Genomic DNA, 16,970 nt, shown 5'->3' on the forward strand with positions numbered 1-16,970 from the left:
CCATCCTGTACCGAAATTCTTTGACCCATAAGGGATGCCCCTTTAGGGTTTTATGAGGTATTAGCAACGGTTTCCCGTTGTTGTCCCTCTGTACAGGGCAGGTTGCCCACGCGTTACTCACCCGTCCGCCGCTAAGTTTATTAAATTCCATCCGAAGACTTCCTTTAATAAACTCCGCTCGACTTGCATGTGTTAGGCACGCCGCCAGCGTTCATCCTGAGCCAGGATCAAACTCTTAATAAAAAATTTCTGGGTTCCATTTTTCTAAATGGATAAATTATATGCTGGCTTAAATCTATACTGTTTAGTTTTCAAAGACCTTCATTAGGCCTTTCGGCCCATCGCCATATCTTAGCGACTTTTATACTTTATCACATTTTGTCGATGTTGTCAAATGTTTTTTAAAATCTTCTTTTTCCTAAGTTAAATTCTTTTAAGGACTTTCGAACCATGTCCACTAAAAGCAACTAGACTACTATATCGTATTTTTAAACTTTTGTCAATATCCTTTTAAATGTTTATTATTTTTTTTGTTACTTTTCGCTATAGTAGCTATAAAATCACAATTTACTCTTAAAAATTTCCTTCTTGTTTTAAGGACAAGTTATACTATACCATGGTCAAGGGACCTTTACAATATAATAATTATTCCATAGGTGATATTTTTTCCCAAAGTTAATTCTTTTTATACATACGGTAATTACACGATACTGCTATTGATTAATTTATGATTGATTTACAGGGATATGGAAGCAAAGATCTCAACACTGATATCTATTTAGATTTAGGAAATACGGTCCCCTTCTTATATATTGTTCAGCTATATTGTTCAGCACATAGCTTTCTTAAAACTATTATAACTCGATAAACTTTTTGTCTCCACAGTTATATACTAACGCTAATACCTTCAAGATTAGTAGCTAATATTCAATTTTAAAACATTTTAATACATTAGCTACGCCACCCTATGCAGAGAAGTCACAATTTTTAACTTTTATTGAATTAATGTAAGTCTAAAATTAGCGATATATTTTTGTTACATATATAATAAAATAAAACAAAGGAGAGTGATGTCAATCTTCACCTATCCCCTTTGTACTATTTATATATTAATAGAATTCATATATTAATATAATTTCTTTTACTAATGTAATTTACTTAGTAATAGAACTTCTTTTTAGAACAGAATCTTCCCATATTATACTTATTCATTTATATTATTCATATCATATAAATGAAGTTAGTCGAGACAATTGACATTATATAACTCTAATTTATATTTAACGGAAGCCTGAAAGTAGATCCTTCAGTGAAAAAAGCAGATGTGAAAATTTTTAATTAGATGCTAGCTATTTTTTTATAGTTTTTTATAAAGTAACGGTTTATAAAGTAACGGGTATATTTCAAACCCACTTCCCCAGTAACTCAACCAACATTCACCTTACAATTACTAAACTTATATTAATAACCACCCAATATACTATTAATCTATTTTTCATAGCTCAATAAAGGTTACAACTAAAGTTTATTTGTAGAACCTTCTTGATCTTCATTGTTTCTATATAACGTAATCATAAACTGACGGTTTTCATAAGCAATTTTCACTTTATCTATCATCATTCCTACTAAGCTTAATTCTCTAAACCCTTGACTCTCACCAGCTAATTCATATAGGTATTCTTCAACTTCATGCCTCCTAGGCACGTCTAGGTCTTGTTGCAACTTTTCTAGCTCATTTTTAGGAAGATTATCAATATCACATTTTAAAGAGATCTCATAATAATCTTCTTTGTTCAATATATTAATGTTCATATTATCGGCGCCTAAGTTATAACAATAAAATGCAATTTCATTAGCAATTTTTAATAACCTAGCTTTTTCATGATCCATTCCTATCATGCTTCCCTTCTTAATGCTTCTAATACAGTCACTAATATAGCAGCTACTATACCTCCTGAAAATCCATTATTATAAAGGTTCATTCCTCCATGGAGTTGACCAACATTCATAACAATTGCCATGTGCAAGAATCCTGCTACAATCCCCGCTTTCCAACCAAACTGTCCCGCTATGGGAGCTAATGTTGTACCGAAAAGAGCAGCTAAAAGGGGCCCAATAGCGTTTACTTCCCACTTCATTAGTGAAGCAGCTAATAATACACCAAGCATTACTGGTAAGATATTTTTTGTATGCTTTCCAAAAGCTCCAAAACCAACTATTGTTAATATACCACCTATAATAGGACCATTCAATTGTCCTCGTACTACCAATATATAAGCTGTAGAGATAAAACCTAATACCCCCATATTAATAAAACTTACCCCAAACCCATTTAATAAAACAAAGTCTTGTACCGATCTACCTGATCTACTTAATAGATTTCGATATCCTTTAAATGTATTTTTATTAAAATACATTCCTATTAATAACATTGACCCAAATAATACAAACAAATAGATACTTAGTGATAAGTTATATCCTTCTAGCAGTATAACTCTTCCTTCGTTTTCAAACCCAAAGGCTCTAAACATAGCCATAAAAAAGGTACCTATTAAGCCTCCAGTAAAACCGACATTATACAGGTTAAATCCCTGATGAAACTTAACTACGTGGGTTGCAACTGCAGGTAAAATGAACCCTGCTACTATTCCACATAAATTACCTACTATTATACTGGTAAGTGATGCTGTTCCAAATCCATAGCTTACTTGACTTATGATGGGGCCAAGGGCTGTTCCAAATAGTGCTGGCAAAATAAACTTTCCGAAGTTTTCATTTTTATATTTACTATATAAAAAAACCCCTAAAAAGATTGACCAAACATTATAGATGTTTTTACCAAACAAAGCAAAGCCTGCTACTGTAAAAACTGCTGCCATTGTTGTTCCTGTCATTTTAACATTGCTCTTCTTAATAAGGAATATTGAGAAGAGGGTTAACATCCCACTATTTAAAAAGGCAGCCCCTATATTTCCTATTTGCATATAATCAGATACTAATATACTTGGGTCAACGATAATGTTAATCATACCATTCATAATCTCTTGTGGCGTGTTAAAGATTAATGAAGATAAAAGTATAATGACCCCGTAAGTGTACATAACCATAAATTTTGCTTTTTCACTTACCTCTATAATAGTTTCCTTCATGAGGTCCTTCCCTTCCTCCGCTGACTTCAAGTTTAAATCAAGTGTTTTTTCCACCATTTTTCCCCCTTCTATCATTTAAAACATATTTCCGAAAAAAGTTATAATATTGTATACAAAGATACTGTTATATTATATACCCTTTGCTTTTCTTTCTCAATATATTTATAGTCTTTCTGGGATAAAATTGTGAAAATATTAACTTATATTTCATTTAATCCTAAGCTTTTCAAAGTCTCAAATTTTAACTAACTATAATTATAAGGTTGCCCTCCATTTACAGAATTATGTTTTATAAATATAGGATTGATAAATATAGGATTTGAAATAAGAAATGTAAAACTGACCTATTGGTATTTTTCTTTAGTCTAATCAATCACTAGAAAAATTGATCCTTAAATTAGATTAAGACTTGTGTATACACGATTGACACAAGTCCTATCCGATTGAACTGTTAACATGAAAGTTTCTAACTTCTATATAGTTCTTGTCCACTAAGCAGGTGTATTTGCATTTTTCATTAATATTCATTTTTCATTAATATTCATTTTTCATTATTCGTTTTTCATTAATATTATTTCCCATTAATGGTTGAAGTGCCAAAAGGATTTTTAAACAATGATACATACACTTTATAGTACAAAACCTTTAAGTTATTAGTATATAGTGTGAACATTTCATGGGATTTGTAGCTTTGACACCCCTAACCATTAATATAAATATTTATATGCAATTTCATCATTTACTAAAATTCATTTAAAAGGTTTGCCATCTCTATAGCCGTTACTGCGGCTTCAAAACCTTTATTACCTGCCTTTGTTCCTGCTCTTTCTATTGCTTGTTCTATTGTATCAACAGTTAGAACGCCAAAAATTGTAGGGATTTCTGTCTCTAAGCCAACCAACGCAACCCCTTTAGTTACTTCACTTGAAACATAATCAAAGTGGGGAGTAGCTCCTCTAATAACTGCACCTAAACAAATTACAGCATCATATTTACCTGACTTAGCCATCTTTTTTGCTACTAGAGGAATCTCAAAGGCTCCTGGAACCCAAGTAATCTCAATATCATCCTCATCTCCGCCATGTCTTTTAATCGCATCAATAGCACCTGATAACAGTTTACTTCCTATAAACTCGTTAAACCTTCCTACTATAATACCTACTCTTAATCCTTCTGCTGTCAATTTTCCTTCATATACTCTCATTATTGTTCCTCCTCTTTAAATTTTAACATATGTCCTAATTTTCTTTGTTTTGTTTTTAAATAATGTTCATTTCTTTCATTATGATTCATTTGAATGGGAACTCTATCCATTACTTCTAAGTCATAACCCGATAATCCCACTAGCTTCCTTGGATTATTTGTCATTAGCTTTATCTTTTTAATTCCCAGATCTTTTAGTATTTGTGCACCAATTCCATAATCCCTCATATCTTCTGGAAAACCTAAGGCTAGATTTGCTTCTACAGTATCATATCCTTGATCTTGAAGATTATATGCTCTGATTTTATTAATTAACCCAATTCCCCTACCTTCTTGCCTCATGTAGAGGATTACACCTCTGCCTTCTCTGTCTATTTGCTCCATTGCAGTGGCTAGCTGATCTCCACAATCACATCTTAGGGACCCAAAGGCGTCTCCTGTTAAACATTCTGAATGGACCCTAAGTAAAACTGGCTCTCCATCAGTTACATCTCCTTTAACTAAGGCTACATGATGCTCTTTATTTAATTGGTTTTCATATCCTACAATAACAAAGTCTCCATGTTTTGTTGGCATTAATGCCTCCGACTGTCTTTTGATAATTTCTTCAGTTCTCCTTCGATAGGCAATTAAGTCTGCAATTGTAATGATTTTTAAGTTATGTTCCTTAATAAAATCCATTAGTTCTGGTACTCTGGCCATAGTTCCATCTTCATTCATAATTTCACAAATAACCCCAGCTGGTGCCAGTCCTGCCAACTGAGCTAAATCTACTGAAGCCTCTGTATGGCCTGACCTCGCCAATACTCCACCTCTTTTAGCTGCAAGGGGGAAGATATGTCCTGGCCGTTTAAAGTCTGATCCTTTTGCTGCTTTGTCTACTGTTTTTTGTATTGTAAGAGCCCTTTCATGGGCTGAAATACCTGTTGTGGTATCTATATGATCTATTGAAACTGTAAAGGCTGTACCATGCTCATCGGTGTTTTTAGTAACCATTTGAGGCATATCTAATTCTCTTAATCGTTCTTCTGTCATTGGTAAACAAATTAGACCTCTACCATGCTTAGCCATGAAATTAACTATTTCTGGAGTCGTTAGTTCTGCAGCTGCTACTAGATCTCCTTCATTTTCTCGGTCTTCATCATCTACTACTACAATCATCTTGCCATTACGTATATCTTCGATGGCTTCTTCAATGGTGTTAAACTGATATTTCATTTTATATCCTCCTTTAAGTATGCTTCAAAAACGACAGCTAAATTAAGAATCTATCCATTATATTAATAACTATCACTGTTATATTAATAGCCTATCGCTGTCTATCGCTTAAAATTCTCTAGCCTTTAGTTTAGAGATTAAAACCGTGTTGGGTTAAAAAATCCATTGTAATCTCTTTTTTTGCTTCTCTATGGTTAGAGCTCATCCCTAATAATCGCTCAACATATTTACCAATCATGTCACATTCTAAATTAACCATTTGACCTACCCCTTTTTCGATAAGGGTTGTTTCGTCTTTTGTATGGGGGATAATAGAAACTTTAAAATGATCTCCCCCTAACTGGGCTACTGTCAAACTTACTCCATCTATTGCTATAGAACCCTTTAAAATGATGTACTTCATTAATAATTGTGGCGGTTTAATAGTAATCCAAATTGCATTATCTTCTTTTTCATAGCCTTCTATTATTCCCACATCATCAATATGTCCACTAACTAAATGTCCTCCTAAACGGTCGCCAACTGCAACTGCCCGTTCTAGATTTACTTTGCTGCCTCTCCTTAAAGTTTCTAGGTTGCTTCTTCTCATGGTTTCTGCCATCACATCTACTCTAAAGTAATTTTTTTCGAAGTGATTAACGGTTAGGCAAACCCCATTTGTAGCGATACTATCTCCCAGTTTTACATCTTCAAGTACTTTTTTAGCTTCTATTATAATGCTGGCCCCATCACCACTGGTGGAAACACTTCTTATTCTTCCTATTTCTTCAATAATACCTGTAAACATTTTCATCTTCCCTTCTTATTGATCCTTCTGTAGATAGGCCTCTATCAATAGATCATCTTGAAAAGTACGATAAGATATATTATTTAATTGATAAGCTTCGGAAATTCGTTCTTTTCCATTTCCTTCTATTGGAGTAATAGCCTCTTTCCCTCCAATCAATTTTGGAGCAATAAAGCTCATAACCTTATCTACTATACCTGCCTCTAAAGCTGAATAGTTTAGTGTGCCACCACCCTCTAAAAGAATACTGTCAATTTTTCTTTTACCTAATTCCTTCATCAGCTGTTTTAGATCAACCTTACCATTAGCTTCTGGTATAACTAATACTTCTACCCCTGCATCCTCTAGTCTTTTTCTATTTTCTACTGACGCATATTCTGTTGTTGCCACTAAAGTTGCTTGTTCTTTAACGGTTGTTACAACCTTACTATTTAATGGTGTTCGACAGCTGCTATCAACAATTATTCTTAGGGGATGCTGGACTTCTTGCCCTTGTATCCTTGTATTTAAGGCAGGATTATCTTTAATGACTGTATCAACACCTACCATAATTCCTGCTGTTCTATTTCTAATTTCATGAACATAAGTTCTCGAATCTTCGTTACTAATCCATCTAGAATCTCCCCTATGGGTGGCTATTTTTCCGTCTAATGTCATAGCTGTTTTTAGGATGACGAAGGGCAATTCTGTAGTAATATACTTTATAAATACTTCATTCAACTTTTGTGCTTCTTCTTCTAAAACACCGGTTACTACTTTTATCCCCTTTGATCTAAGAATATTAATTCCTCTGCCAGCTACTAAAGGATTTGGATCCTTCATTCCAACAACCACTTCAGCAATTTTGCTGTCTATAATGGCATTAACGCATGGTGGTGTTTTTCCGTAGTGGGAGCAAGGTTCTAGATTTACATATAATGTAGCTCCTTTAGCGTCGAAGTTAAGTTTTTTTAAGGCATCCACTTCTGCATGATCTGATCCATATTGATGGTGATATCCTTCTGATATGATCTTACCATCCTTTACAATAACGGCCCCTACTAAAGGATTAGGTCTTGTTTTCCCCCAACCTTGTGAAGCCAATTGTAGTGCTCTTTCCATTAGATGATACTCCATAGTTTCACCTCTTTTTGATTTTTAATTTTAGTTTAACTATTTTGGCAAAATAAAATACCCTGGGGTAGACTTACCTCAGGGCATTAATGATTAATTTAAGAATAATACGTATATTATGTATTAGTGGCTAAAAGATTTTAGTGTAAGACAATTAGAAATTAGTAGTACCTCTATCATTAAATAACAACTATGTTATTTATAAATTAAGATTTGTCTTAGTTAAAAACCTATAGTTAAAAATCTTATACTAATACAACGTAATATTAATAATATATACCTTCTCTCATCCAGACTATACTGTCGGCTCTGGAGTCTCACCAGATCTGCCTATTGGCTCGCGGGCTTCGCTTTAAGCGTTACCGCCGGTGGGGAATTTCGCCCCGCCCTGAAGGATTATAAAGTTTTATTAAATAAAGAATAGCATAGTTTTTTTTGTGGAGCAAGTTATTTTTTTGTTGTTTATTGAATTTGGGGACTAACCTCCTCCGATGATGAATTATGAGCCTTTTTATCCCCTAAATAATTAACTACATAGATACCCAGTAGAATAAAGAATCCTCCGATTAATTGCATTGAATATAGTCTCTCACCTAAAATAATATAGGCTGCAATAACCCCCACCAAAGGCATTAAATTTATATAAATATTTGTTTTAGTTGCTCCTAAATTATTTAAAGCATATAGATAAAGGTAATAGCATAGGGCCGAGCAAATTAATGCTAGGTACATAATGTTAACCCAAGATATTGCTCCTATTGGTTGCCAGCTTTTTCGTTCTAATAACGCCAGCGGAAAAAGGAAGACTGCTCCATATAAGTTTTGCTGATAAGACAGATATAATGTAGGGTATTTACCCTCTAGTTTTTTGTTCATAATTGAGTAAAAGACCCAACTAAAGGCTGCACCTAACATCAAAAGACTCCCAAGAATTTCATTAGGATTGCTACTAACTGATATTGATTTTCCGATAACAAAAACGACTCCTAAGACTGATAACATGACACCTATTGCTTTTTTTAATTCTATAGGGGTTCTAGTAATAATAGCTTCCACTATTATTGTAAATAAAGGTATTGATGCTAAAAGTATTGTTCCGTTGGCTGCACTAATATAGCTTAAACCATAATTCTCAAATATAAAATATAAAGTTACACCCACTGCCCCACATAGAAGCACTTGAAGCCGATCAACCTTATGGCACTTTATTTCAGGATTTTTTATTTTATTGATAATAAATAAAACAAAGGTAGCAATGGTAAATCTAATTAACGCCAGTGTTGCTGGTGGAACTTCCCTTAATACAATCTTATTGCTTGAGGCAGATATTCCCCAAAAAATAATTGTCATCAATATAGCTATGGTAGCCAATACTCTTCTGTCCTTAAACATCTCTTCATTCTCCCCTTTTATATGTCACTCTCTTCCAATTATACTTCTGCACTTTGTAATTGTAAATATAATTTATCTGCTAATCTACAGGTAATCTATCACCTTATTTCGACAGAACTCATACCCTATTAACATATAGACTTTAGGTTAATAAGGAGGGATCTTATGCTACAGGGCATTTTAATCGCCATAGCGATTAGTATAGATAGTTTTAGCGTAGGTGTTGCTTATGGTATAAGGGATATTAAAGTTCCCCTACGTTCTGTACTTATTCTCGATTTTATTTCTGTAGCTTTGTTAAGTATAGGCTTTTTTGCTGGAAATCTACTAAGTCGATTTGTACTACCTGGTACTTCTGAAATTCTTGGGGCCATTACAATACTAATTATCGGACTATGGTATTTTACTCAAGGTTGGTTAAACTACAAATTCCCTACCAATCAATCTGATGAGGTCACCTCAATTGCAACATTTAGTATTAAATCTTTAGGTGTTGCAATTAACATTCTGCGTAGTCCTTTCGATGCAGACTTGGATATATCAGGGGAAATTGATACTAAAGAAGCTATTCTTCTAGGGTTTGCTTTGGCTATTGATTCTCTGGCTGTAGGGGTTGCTGTATCAATTTCTTCTTTTACTATTATATTTGTTACCCTAGGAATTGTAGCAGTCATGAACTTGCTTTTATTATTTACTGGTATGCATCTTGGAAAACAATTTCTTGCGACTCATCTTGGTAAACGCACTCCCCTAATACCAGGGATCATCTTAATTACTTTAGGTTTTATCCGCTTATTTAAGTTTTAGTTTAGTTTTATTAATTATATAAAACTGGACATAATAACTATCATAGTAACTATAGAAAAAACAGTTTCTTGGAGGCTAAAAATGGTTCATATTATAGAGCATTATGTGGAAACCTTTGTAATTTATACAATACTGGTTTTAGAGGTAATTGGTATCTTTATTATTGGTTACTCTGGTATAAGAAGCTTTTTCAATTATGTGAAACAAAAACTTAAATTTAATGACACCTGTATCAAAATCGAGTTGGCTAAAGGTTTAGCCTTAGGTTTGGAATTTAAACTGGGGGGCGAAGTCTTACGTACCATTTTAGTGCGGACAATAGATGAAATAAAGGTTTTGGCTGCGATTATCGTATTAAGAATCATCCTTACTTATGTTATTCACTGGGAAATTTCTTCAGAAATTCACCAAGATGAAGAAATTAGGGAAAGTTTTAGTAAAAAACGTCGGGAACAGTAAAATTGTACTTCAAAAAAATATTGTAGCAACTTACCTTTTATGTTAAAATCCTCTTTTATCTGGGTATAATATTCAACACTAGATATGGAAGGGGGTTTTTTATTGTTAACAACTATTTTAGAACTAATTATTGATAGTGCAGAGGCGGCATTTCTAGAGGTTGGAGCTTTTGTGGGAGCTGTCTTGATTATATTCGGTTATTTTAACTATAAGAAGTCGGGAAGTTTTATTTCTTCTATTGGTAACTCAAAAAAATGGCAACCTGTAATCGGTGCCCTTTTGGGACTAACACCTGGTTGCGGTGGTGCTATATTTGTGATGCCATTATTTTTTAAGAAAGTGGTAACCTTTGGTACTGTCATTGCTACTTTAGTGGCCACTATGGGGGATTCGGCTTTTGTTATTATCGCCAGTCATCCAAAGCAATTTTTAATTGTAAGTGCACTTTCTTTTGTAGTAGCCATCATTACTGGTTATATCGTAGATATGACTGGAATTGGTAAGAATATTCTCGACCGTTATAATGAAAGAAAACTCCACAAGGATGAAGTGAGAAAATTACATGATGATGCAGATCACACGATTCATCAAATGGAATTTAAACAGCTTGGGGATTCTGCTAACCAACAGATTTCCCATATTGGCCACCATGAAGGGGATGAAATTGACCTTGCACTTCACCACAACCTAAAAGGGCATCAGAGTCAAGATACCTTTGGCTATAAATTTACCCATAATAGTTATTATCTCTATTGGATCTTTATTGCAGTTGGTCTTGTTTTAGGAGTAATGGATCTATTACAATTTGAAGTAAATGAATTGCCTATTCCTAACCTAGGATTAGTGATTGGTGTAACTGGAACCATCTTCTCTATTTTAATGATGATTATGGGTAAGAAGTTTTTACAAGACGATACCCATGAAGAAACTGAGTTAAAGCTAATGTCTTTAAAGGAGACGATTATCCACAATGCTCAAGACACAGCCTTTGTTATTACTTGGGTATTTGTTGGATTTTTAGCCTATGAGTTAGTAATCTTAGCAATGGGTGGAGGAGATTATGCTGCAGGTGAACAAATGATTGAAACAGCCTTATTAGCAACTGGTTTTCTATCTATTCTTATTGGTGCAACCATAGGTTTAATTCCTGGTTGTGGACCCCAGATTATCTTTGTTGCCCTATTTACAAGAGGTCTAGTGCCATTTGCAGCTTTATTTGCTAATGTAATTTCTCAAGATGGTGATGCGTTACTTCCTTTAATTGCAATTGATCGACGTTCTGCTTTATGGGCTTCCATCATCACAACTGTACCCGCAATCATATTTGGGTTAATTGTTTATTGGTTTGAGTTAAATACTGGTCTAGGGGATTTCTTTATTTCTAGTCTAGACTATATTAAAAATATCTTTATTCCAATTTAAAACTTTATTCCTGTTTAAAAGGTGCCATTGGCACCTTTTTTTATTGATATACATATGGATTTGCGGGTTCATCTATTTCCTCTAATTCTTCTACAATAATAATTGGTGTAGCAATTTCTCTCTTTAAAGTTTCATCAAAGTACTGGAAGGACTGAAGATTACCCGTTATCCTAACCCAAGTGTTTTCTGGTAATTCATTACCATATTCCCAATGGCTTAGAAGCCCTAAGATTTCGGCATCGGCTGCACAACATTGAATGGCTACTCTTGCAATGGCAAACTGATTAACATCGTAATGGTCTTTTCGATAAATGAAACCCTCTACCTCAATTTCTGCTCCATGAAAATAACTAAAATTATATATTATATTTGTAAGATTTTCTATGTAAGATTCTGCCCCTAAAGACACTTTACTATTAATTATAGGGATGATGAAATCTTCCTCTTTATCTATTGGTGTTTTTTCACTTTCTATTCCTCTATAATTGATTCCCCTCAACTCTATTGAATGATAATCTATCGGTCTATGTTCAGAAAAAAAACCGACGAAAAGGGTAATTAAAAATATTAAATGGAATAACTTTATTCCTCTTGAGGAGGGGGTTGGTTTTAGTAGTTTAGAAATTTCATTAAAGGCTAATATCACTAAAATAATTATTGTAAAATACAATGCAGGTACCATTCTAGGATGAATGTAATACAATATGGTGTTGTCTTTAATTAAACTATATATGAAATAACTAAAAGAAATTAATATTACTGTCTGAATTAGCGATGTTATTCTACCCATTAACTTCATCATATACCTCCATACTATATTCCTATGAAATTAATAATATTTGCCATCAAAAACGTACAGAGTATAATTAATCCTGTAAGCTTCAGAACAAACTTTCCTTTGAAGGTTCCCATCATCATAAGGGTGTTTTTTATATCTAACATTGGTCCCATTAATATGAAGCCTAATATTGAGCCTGTGGTAAATTGACCTACAAAGGTTCTTGCTATGAAGGCGTCTGCCTCTGAACATAGGGACAAAATAAAGGCTAAAGCCATCATGATTATTATTGATAAAATATTACCAGACCCAATATTAAGTAGTAGGCTACGGGGAACATAAACTTGAATTAAGGCCGACATAAAGGCACCTAAAATTAAAAATTTACCAACATCAAAAAATTCATGACCTGTATGATTGATTACTTCCAACACATGATCTACTCTATTTAACTTATTATGGGAATGACCAAAATCACTACAACAACCGCAACCGTTGTGATAATGGTTATGGTTATGGTTATGGGTATTATGGTGATAATTTAGCAATTGGTCTCCCTTAGTAGTAATTCCAATCACATAGGCAATTATTGTTGCTAGGATAAAAGCCATTATTGCCCTAAGTAGAAGATAAACAGTATATCCTCTAAAGGCATAATAAGTAGACAATAAGACTATAGGGTTAAGTATGGGTGCTGCCAGCATAAATGAAATAGCAGCATGAAGGGGCATCCCTTTTTTAATTAAACTTCTGGTTATAGGAATAATTGCACATTCACAAACAGGGAAGATAAACCCTAAAAGACTGGCTGTTAAGATAGCTCCTCCCCGATTTTTAGGTATTATTTTATTAATTTTTTCTGGTGTAAGGAATACTTGGATAATGGCAGAAATAACTGCCCCAACTATGATAAAGGGCAGGGCCTCTAGTAATATACTTAAAAAAATCGTTTTAAATATATTAAACTGCTCTGGGTTCATAAATATTAAACTTTCTTGAAACAAAAGATCCTTCCTTTCTATGGATTAAGTAGTATTAAATTAGGATTGAAATATCTACACCCCTTAAATCTTTAATCGTTTTTGACTACAGAATATTTTCCATATATATGACTTCTAATAATAAATTATACATACCCTAAAGTAGGATTAGTAATTGAGTTTTTTTGATAAAGGAATGATTTTTTTATTCTTTTAAATGTCTTCAAGAAAAAATAGAGGAAGGGACTAAGTCCTTTCCTCTATTTTTTCTATTCCTTTAGATTCTTTTATCGTTTCGATAAAACCATAAATAACAGTAACGATAGGTAATAATACACATAAAAAAGCATAGGGTAGATATTGTAGTGTCGGTACCCCCAGTATAGATGTAATAGCTATGGCATTAACATTCCAGGGAATTAATCCAACTGAAACAACTCCTGAATCGCCTATCGTTCTACCCAATTTTTCTGTAGCTATTTCCCTCTTTATATATTCTTCCCTTAAAAATCTACTGGGTATAATAATTGCTAAACTTTGATTACAGGTGGCTGCCGAAATCATAATACTTAAAGTGGCGGTCTTATAAATTAGATGCCCTGAATTTTTAATTCCTTTAAGGAAATTTTTCATTAAAGGCTCTAGCATCCCCATAGATTCCATTAAACCATTTAAAGCAGTTGAAGCAGTAATGATAATTAGAACATTTTTCATTGATACTAGTCCTCCACCTGATAGCAGTTCTGCTACCTGAATATTTGTGGCAATATATCCCTTTACCATAACCTCCATCAGCTCAACTATACCAACATTCTGGCTATATAAGACAAGGACCATGCTACTCATAAGTCCCGTCATTAAACAGTATAGGATTGGTACTTTAAATAGAGCCAATAATATAATTGCTAATGGTGGAATTAAACTATACCATTGAATTGTAAAATAGCTATTCATTAAATGTTTTATTTCTTCTACCCTTTGATAAACTTCTCCATTAACGGCATAGGCATTTCCTAGTAGGTAGTAGGCTACTATACAAATGATGCCCACAGGAAGTAATGTTTTTAGCATCTCTTTAATCATATCCATTAACTTTGTCTCAGTTACTGCTGCTGTTAGGTTAGCACTACTGGACATAGGTGAGGTACGGTCTCCTATATAGGCACCTGAAATGATGGCTCCTGCAACTGCTGGTAGAGGTGACCCTATGGCATTTCCAATCTCCATTAGGGGTATTCCTATTGTCGTCATCGTACCAATAGAAGTTCCTAATACCAATGAAATTACAGATGTGATTAAGAAGGTTGCCAATAGAAAGTTCATTTTTGTAAGATACTGAAATCCTAGAAGCATCATTGCTGGTATTGTTCCACTCTTCATCCAAAGGGCTGAAAGCATACCGATCAAGCCCATAATCACAAGGACAATCATTGCTTTTTTCACACCAGACTCCATCATTTTTATTAATTCTTTTAAGGTATAACCCCCACGATAGCCAACCGATAGGGTCAAGAATAGTCCAAGAATTAGTCCGTAATGGGCTTTTCCAGCCCAAAAGATACCTACTATAATACCTAGCAGTGTAATACTTAATATTGTTAGGGTTGTAGTATATTTAATTGTCTTATTTTTCATCATTAACCTTCTTTCTGTTTTATGACAATTTAGCTGCTTATATTATTTTATCATAGTAATTGAGGAAATTGCACCACTTGAGAAATAGCATTACTAAAAGAATTGCATCACTAGAAAAATTGCATCCTAACGGAATTGCATCCTAGCGGAATTGCATCATTAATTTAAAATTAGATTAATGCAAAATGAAAACTTCACTGCTTAATCTTCTATGAATAATATAAATGATGTTAGAAACCTACATTCTAATAGTTGGATTTTTGTGTTGCTTTTATAAACATTTATAGTTAGTATTCAAATTTATAACAAAGTCTATCTTAAAAAGATCTCAAGTATGACTTTAGATAAAGAAACTAAGGGACTTACACAATTAAATCCAAATTAAATTGCTTATCTGCTTATATTGAAGCTTATATTGAAACTATTTACAGAAGTTTTTTTATATAATATCAAAGTAGATGATTCCTATTGTTATAACAAGGGACTGTCTTGAAATTAAAATTTCGGCTACCTGTTATCCATAATGGCAACTCAACCTCATATTTGATAAGTTATATATAAGTTCATTGTTATGAGATGATTCAATTGCCTCAATCATATTTTAAAAATAATAAGGATATTGATGGAAATATAATGCAACCGATTGCATAATATGCTATAATGAAGTTAGGCTTTTTACTAACCATGTAAGGGGGAGTTTTTATGGCTAAATCATCACCTATGACTTTACGAAATCATGTTATTTATTCTGTATACGTAAGAAATCACTGTGGGGTTGGTACCTTCAATGCCTTACTTGATGACCTTCCTAGAATTAAAGACTTAGGGGTAGATATTATATGGCTTATGCCTATTCACCCTATCGGTGTTAAAAACAAAAAAGGATCCCTTGGCTGTCCTTATGCAATTCAAAATTATCGAGAAATTAACTCTGAATATGGTGACTTAACCTCCTTTAAGAAACTAGTGGAATCAATTCACCACTTGGGTATGAAGTGTATGATTGATGTTGTTTTTCATCACACCTCACCTGATTCTGACCTTTATCATAAGCACCCCGAGTTTTTCTACATGAAAAATGGTAGAGTTGGTAATAAAGTCGGTGACTGGTATGACATTATTGACTTAGATTTTTCTAACATCCAATTATGGCATGAACTCATTGATACCCTTAAGTATTGGGTTAGTTTAGGGGTAGATGGTTTTAGATGTGATGTTGCCTCCCTTGTCCCCATTGATTTTTGGCTTATGGCTCGGGAAGAGGTTGCAAAGATTAAAGAGGATGTTTTATGGCTATCTGAAACAGTTGAACCTCATTTTGTAAGTGATGTACGTCGGGAAGGTTATTATGCTGCTTCTGACTCTGAGAGCTATCAAGCTTTTGATATAACCTATGATTATGATGGTTTTTTATATTTTAAGAATTACTTAGAGGGTCGCAATACGCTGGAGGATTATTTAGAAAAGATAAGACAGCAGGAATATATCTATCCTAATAATTATGCGAAATTACGGTTTATAGAAAACCATGATCAATCTAGAATCAAAACACTAATTCCTAATGGGGACTTATTAAAAATTTGGACTGCATTTATGTATTTTCAAAAAGGCCCTGTTCTTTTATATGCAGGGCAGGAAGCTCAGGAGATCCATAGACCTAGTTTATTTGATCTAGATCCTATAAGTTGGGATAATTTAAATGATGATTTTGTTGATTATCTAAAAAATCTATATAAAATAAAACAGAAAACCATTTTTGCTAATGGATATTATCATATACATAGAATTGATAAGAAAGGGGTTATTTACGCCACCTATGAGATTAATAATAAGATTCTTGCAGGTATTTTTAATGTAGAGAATAAAGCAGGCACAATTAAAGTTGAATTGCCCGATGGAAACTACACTAACTTAGTTGATGGTAGCCCCATTATGATTGAAAAGGGTGAGATAGTCCTTAAAAATAGTGCCATTATTCTTGAGATCGTTTCTGCTTAGCATGTTTTTAATATAAAAAAGGATTGGGA

General features: G+C 33.5%; 14 protein-coding genes, 1 rRNA gene and 1 riboswitch. Of the genes, 4 read left to right on the forward strand and 11 right to left on the reverse strand.

Translation table 11 applies throughout. The features are described 5' to 3' along the window. The 8 genes from T335_RS0110525 to T335_RS0110560 all read right to left on the reverse strand — a co-directional run. A 16S ribosomal RNA gene (locus T335_RS0110525) occupies window positions 1-243 on the reverse strand; the annotation flags it as partial. A 1,275-nt stretch (window positions 244-1,518) separates the two neighbouring features. Further along, the gene (locus T335_RS20410; protein WP_156943671.1) at window positions 1,519-1,890 is read right to left on the reverse strand and encodes a hypothetical protein; all 372 of its coding nucleotides are present in this window, start codon (window positions 1,888-1,890) and stop codon (window positions 1,519-1,521) included. A 5-nt stretch (window positions 1,891-1,895) separates the two neighbouring features. Then, complete coding sequence (locus T335_RS0110535) at window positions 1,896-3,203, reverse strand: DUF1576 domain-containing protein (RefSeq protein ID WP_242837284.1); 1,308 nt, start codon at window positions 3,201-3,203, stop codon at window positions 1,896-1,898. Between the two features lie 688 nt (window positions 3,204-3,891). Next, window positions 3,892-4,353, reverse strand: a complete 462-nt coding sequence (gene ribH, locus T335_RS0110540; RefSeq protein ID WP_026477521.1) for a 6,7-dimethyl-8-ribityllumazine synthase — start codon at window positions 4,351-4,353, stop codon at window positions 3,892-3,894. Then, window positions 4,353-5,570, reverse strand: coding sequence for a bifunctional 3,4-dihydroxy-2-butanone-4-phosphate synthase/GTP cyclohydrolase II (locus T335_RS0110545; RefSeq protein ID WP_034328275.1), 1,218 nt, complete (start codon window positions 5,568-5,570; stop codon window positions 4,353-4,355). The genes ribH and T335_RS0110545 overlap by 1 nt, the downstream gene beginning before the upstream one ends. 130 nt (window positions 5,571-5,700) lie before the next feature. Next, window positions 5,701-6,357: a riboflavin synthase gene (locus tag T335_RS0110550; RefSeq protein ID WP_026477523.1), complete on the reverse strand. Its 657-nt coding sequence runs from the start codon at window positions 6,355-6,357 to the stop codon at window positions 5,701-5,703. A gap of 15 nt (window positions 6,358-6,372) precedes the next feature. Further along, window positions 6,373-7,473: a bifunctional diaminohydroxyphosphoribosylaminopyrimidine deaminase/5-amino-6-(5-phosphoribosylamino)uracil reductase RibD gene (gene ribD, locus T335_RS0110555; RefSeq protein WP_026477524.1), complete on the reverse strand. Its 1,101-nt coding sequence runs from the start codon at window positions 7,471-7,473 to the stop codon at window positions 6,373-6,375. Between the two features lie 271 nt (window positions 7,474-7,744). Continuing rightward, a riboswitch (FMN riboswitch) is annotated at window positions 7,745-7,870 on the reverse strand. A 62-nt stretch (window positions 7,871-7,932) separates the two neighbouring features. Then, window positions 7,933-8,862, reverse strand: a complete 930-nt coding sequence (locus T335_RS0110560) for a DMT family transporter (protein WP_026477525.1) — start codon at window positions 8,860-8,862, stop codon at window positions 7,933-7,935. A 165-nt stretch (window positions 8,863-9,027) separates the two neighbouring features. Between T335_RS0110560 and ytaF the strand changes: the two genes are divergently transcribed. The 3 genes from ytaF to T335_RS20420 all read left to right on the forward strand — a co-directional run bounded on the left by ytaF (window position 9,028) and on the right by T335_RS20420 (window position 11,550). Further along, complete coding sequence (gene ytaF, locus T335_RS0110565; RefSeq protein WP_026477526.1) at window positions 9,028-9,669, forward strand: sporulation membrane protein YtaF; 642 nt, start codon at window positions 9,028-9,030, stop codon at window positions 9,667-9,669. An 81-nt stretch (window positions 9,670-9,750) separates the two neighbouring features. Continuing rightward, on the forward strand, window positions 9,751-10,128 hold the full coding sequence (locus T335_RS20415) for a DUF1622 domain-containing protein (RefSeq protein ID WP_034328278.1): 378 nt from the start codon (window positions 9,751-9,753) through the stop codon (window positions 10,126-10,128). 102 nt (window positions 10,129-10,230) lie between these two features. Further along, a complete protein-coding gene (locus tag T335_RS20420) occupies window positions 10,231-11,550 on the forward strand; it encodes a putative manganese transporter (protein WP_051569260.1) in 1,320 nt (439 codons plus the stop codon). Between the two features lie 40 nt (window positions 11,551-11,590). Here the strand turns inward: T335_RS20420 and T335_RS0110580 are convergent, their stop codons facing one another. From T335_RS0110580 to T335_RS0110590, 3 genes are all read right to left on the reverse strand, one after another. Continuing rightward, window positions 11,591-12,349, reverse strand: coding sequence for a TIGR03943 family putative permease subunit (locus T335_RS0110580; protein WP_026477527.1), 759 nt, complete (start codon window positions 12,347-12,349; stop codon window positions 11,591-11,593). Window positions 12,350-12,363: 14 nt separating this feature from the next. After that, window positions 12,364-13,332: a permease gene (locus T335_RS0110585; RefSeq protein WP_051569261.1), complete on the reverse strand. Its 969-nt coding sequence runs from the start codon at window positions 13,330-13,332 to the stop codon at window positions 12,364-12,366. 222 nt (window positions 13,333-13,554) lie between these two features. Further along, window positions 13,555-14,943 (reverse strand): Na+/H+ antiporter NhaC family protein, encoded by a 1,389-nt coding sequence (locus tag T335_RS0110590; RefSeq protein ID WP_026477529.1) that lies wholly within the window; start codon window positions 14,941-14,943, stop codon window positions 13,555-13,557. A 702-nt stretch (window positions 14,944-15,645) separates the two neighbouring features. On the opposite strand from T335_RS0110590, the gene T335_RS0110595 reads away from it, so the two are divergent. Next, on the forward strand, window positions 15,646-16,941 hold the full coding sequence (locus T335_RS0110595; RefSeq protein WP_026477530.1) for an alpha-amylase family glycosyl hydrolase: 1,296 nt from the start codon (window positions 15,646-15,648) through the stop codon (window positions 16,939-16,941). Window positions 16,942-16,970 lie beyond the last annotated feature (29 nt).

This window comes from Alkaliphilus transvaalensis ATCC 700919 (assembly GCF_000621485.1).
Classification (GTDB): Bacteria; Bacillota; Clostridia; order Peptostreptococcales; family Natronincolaceae; genus Alkaliphilus; species Alkaliphilus transvaalensis.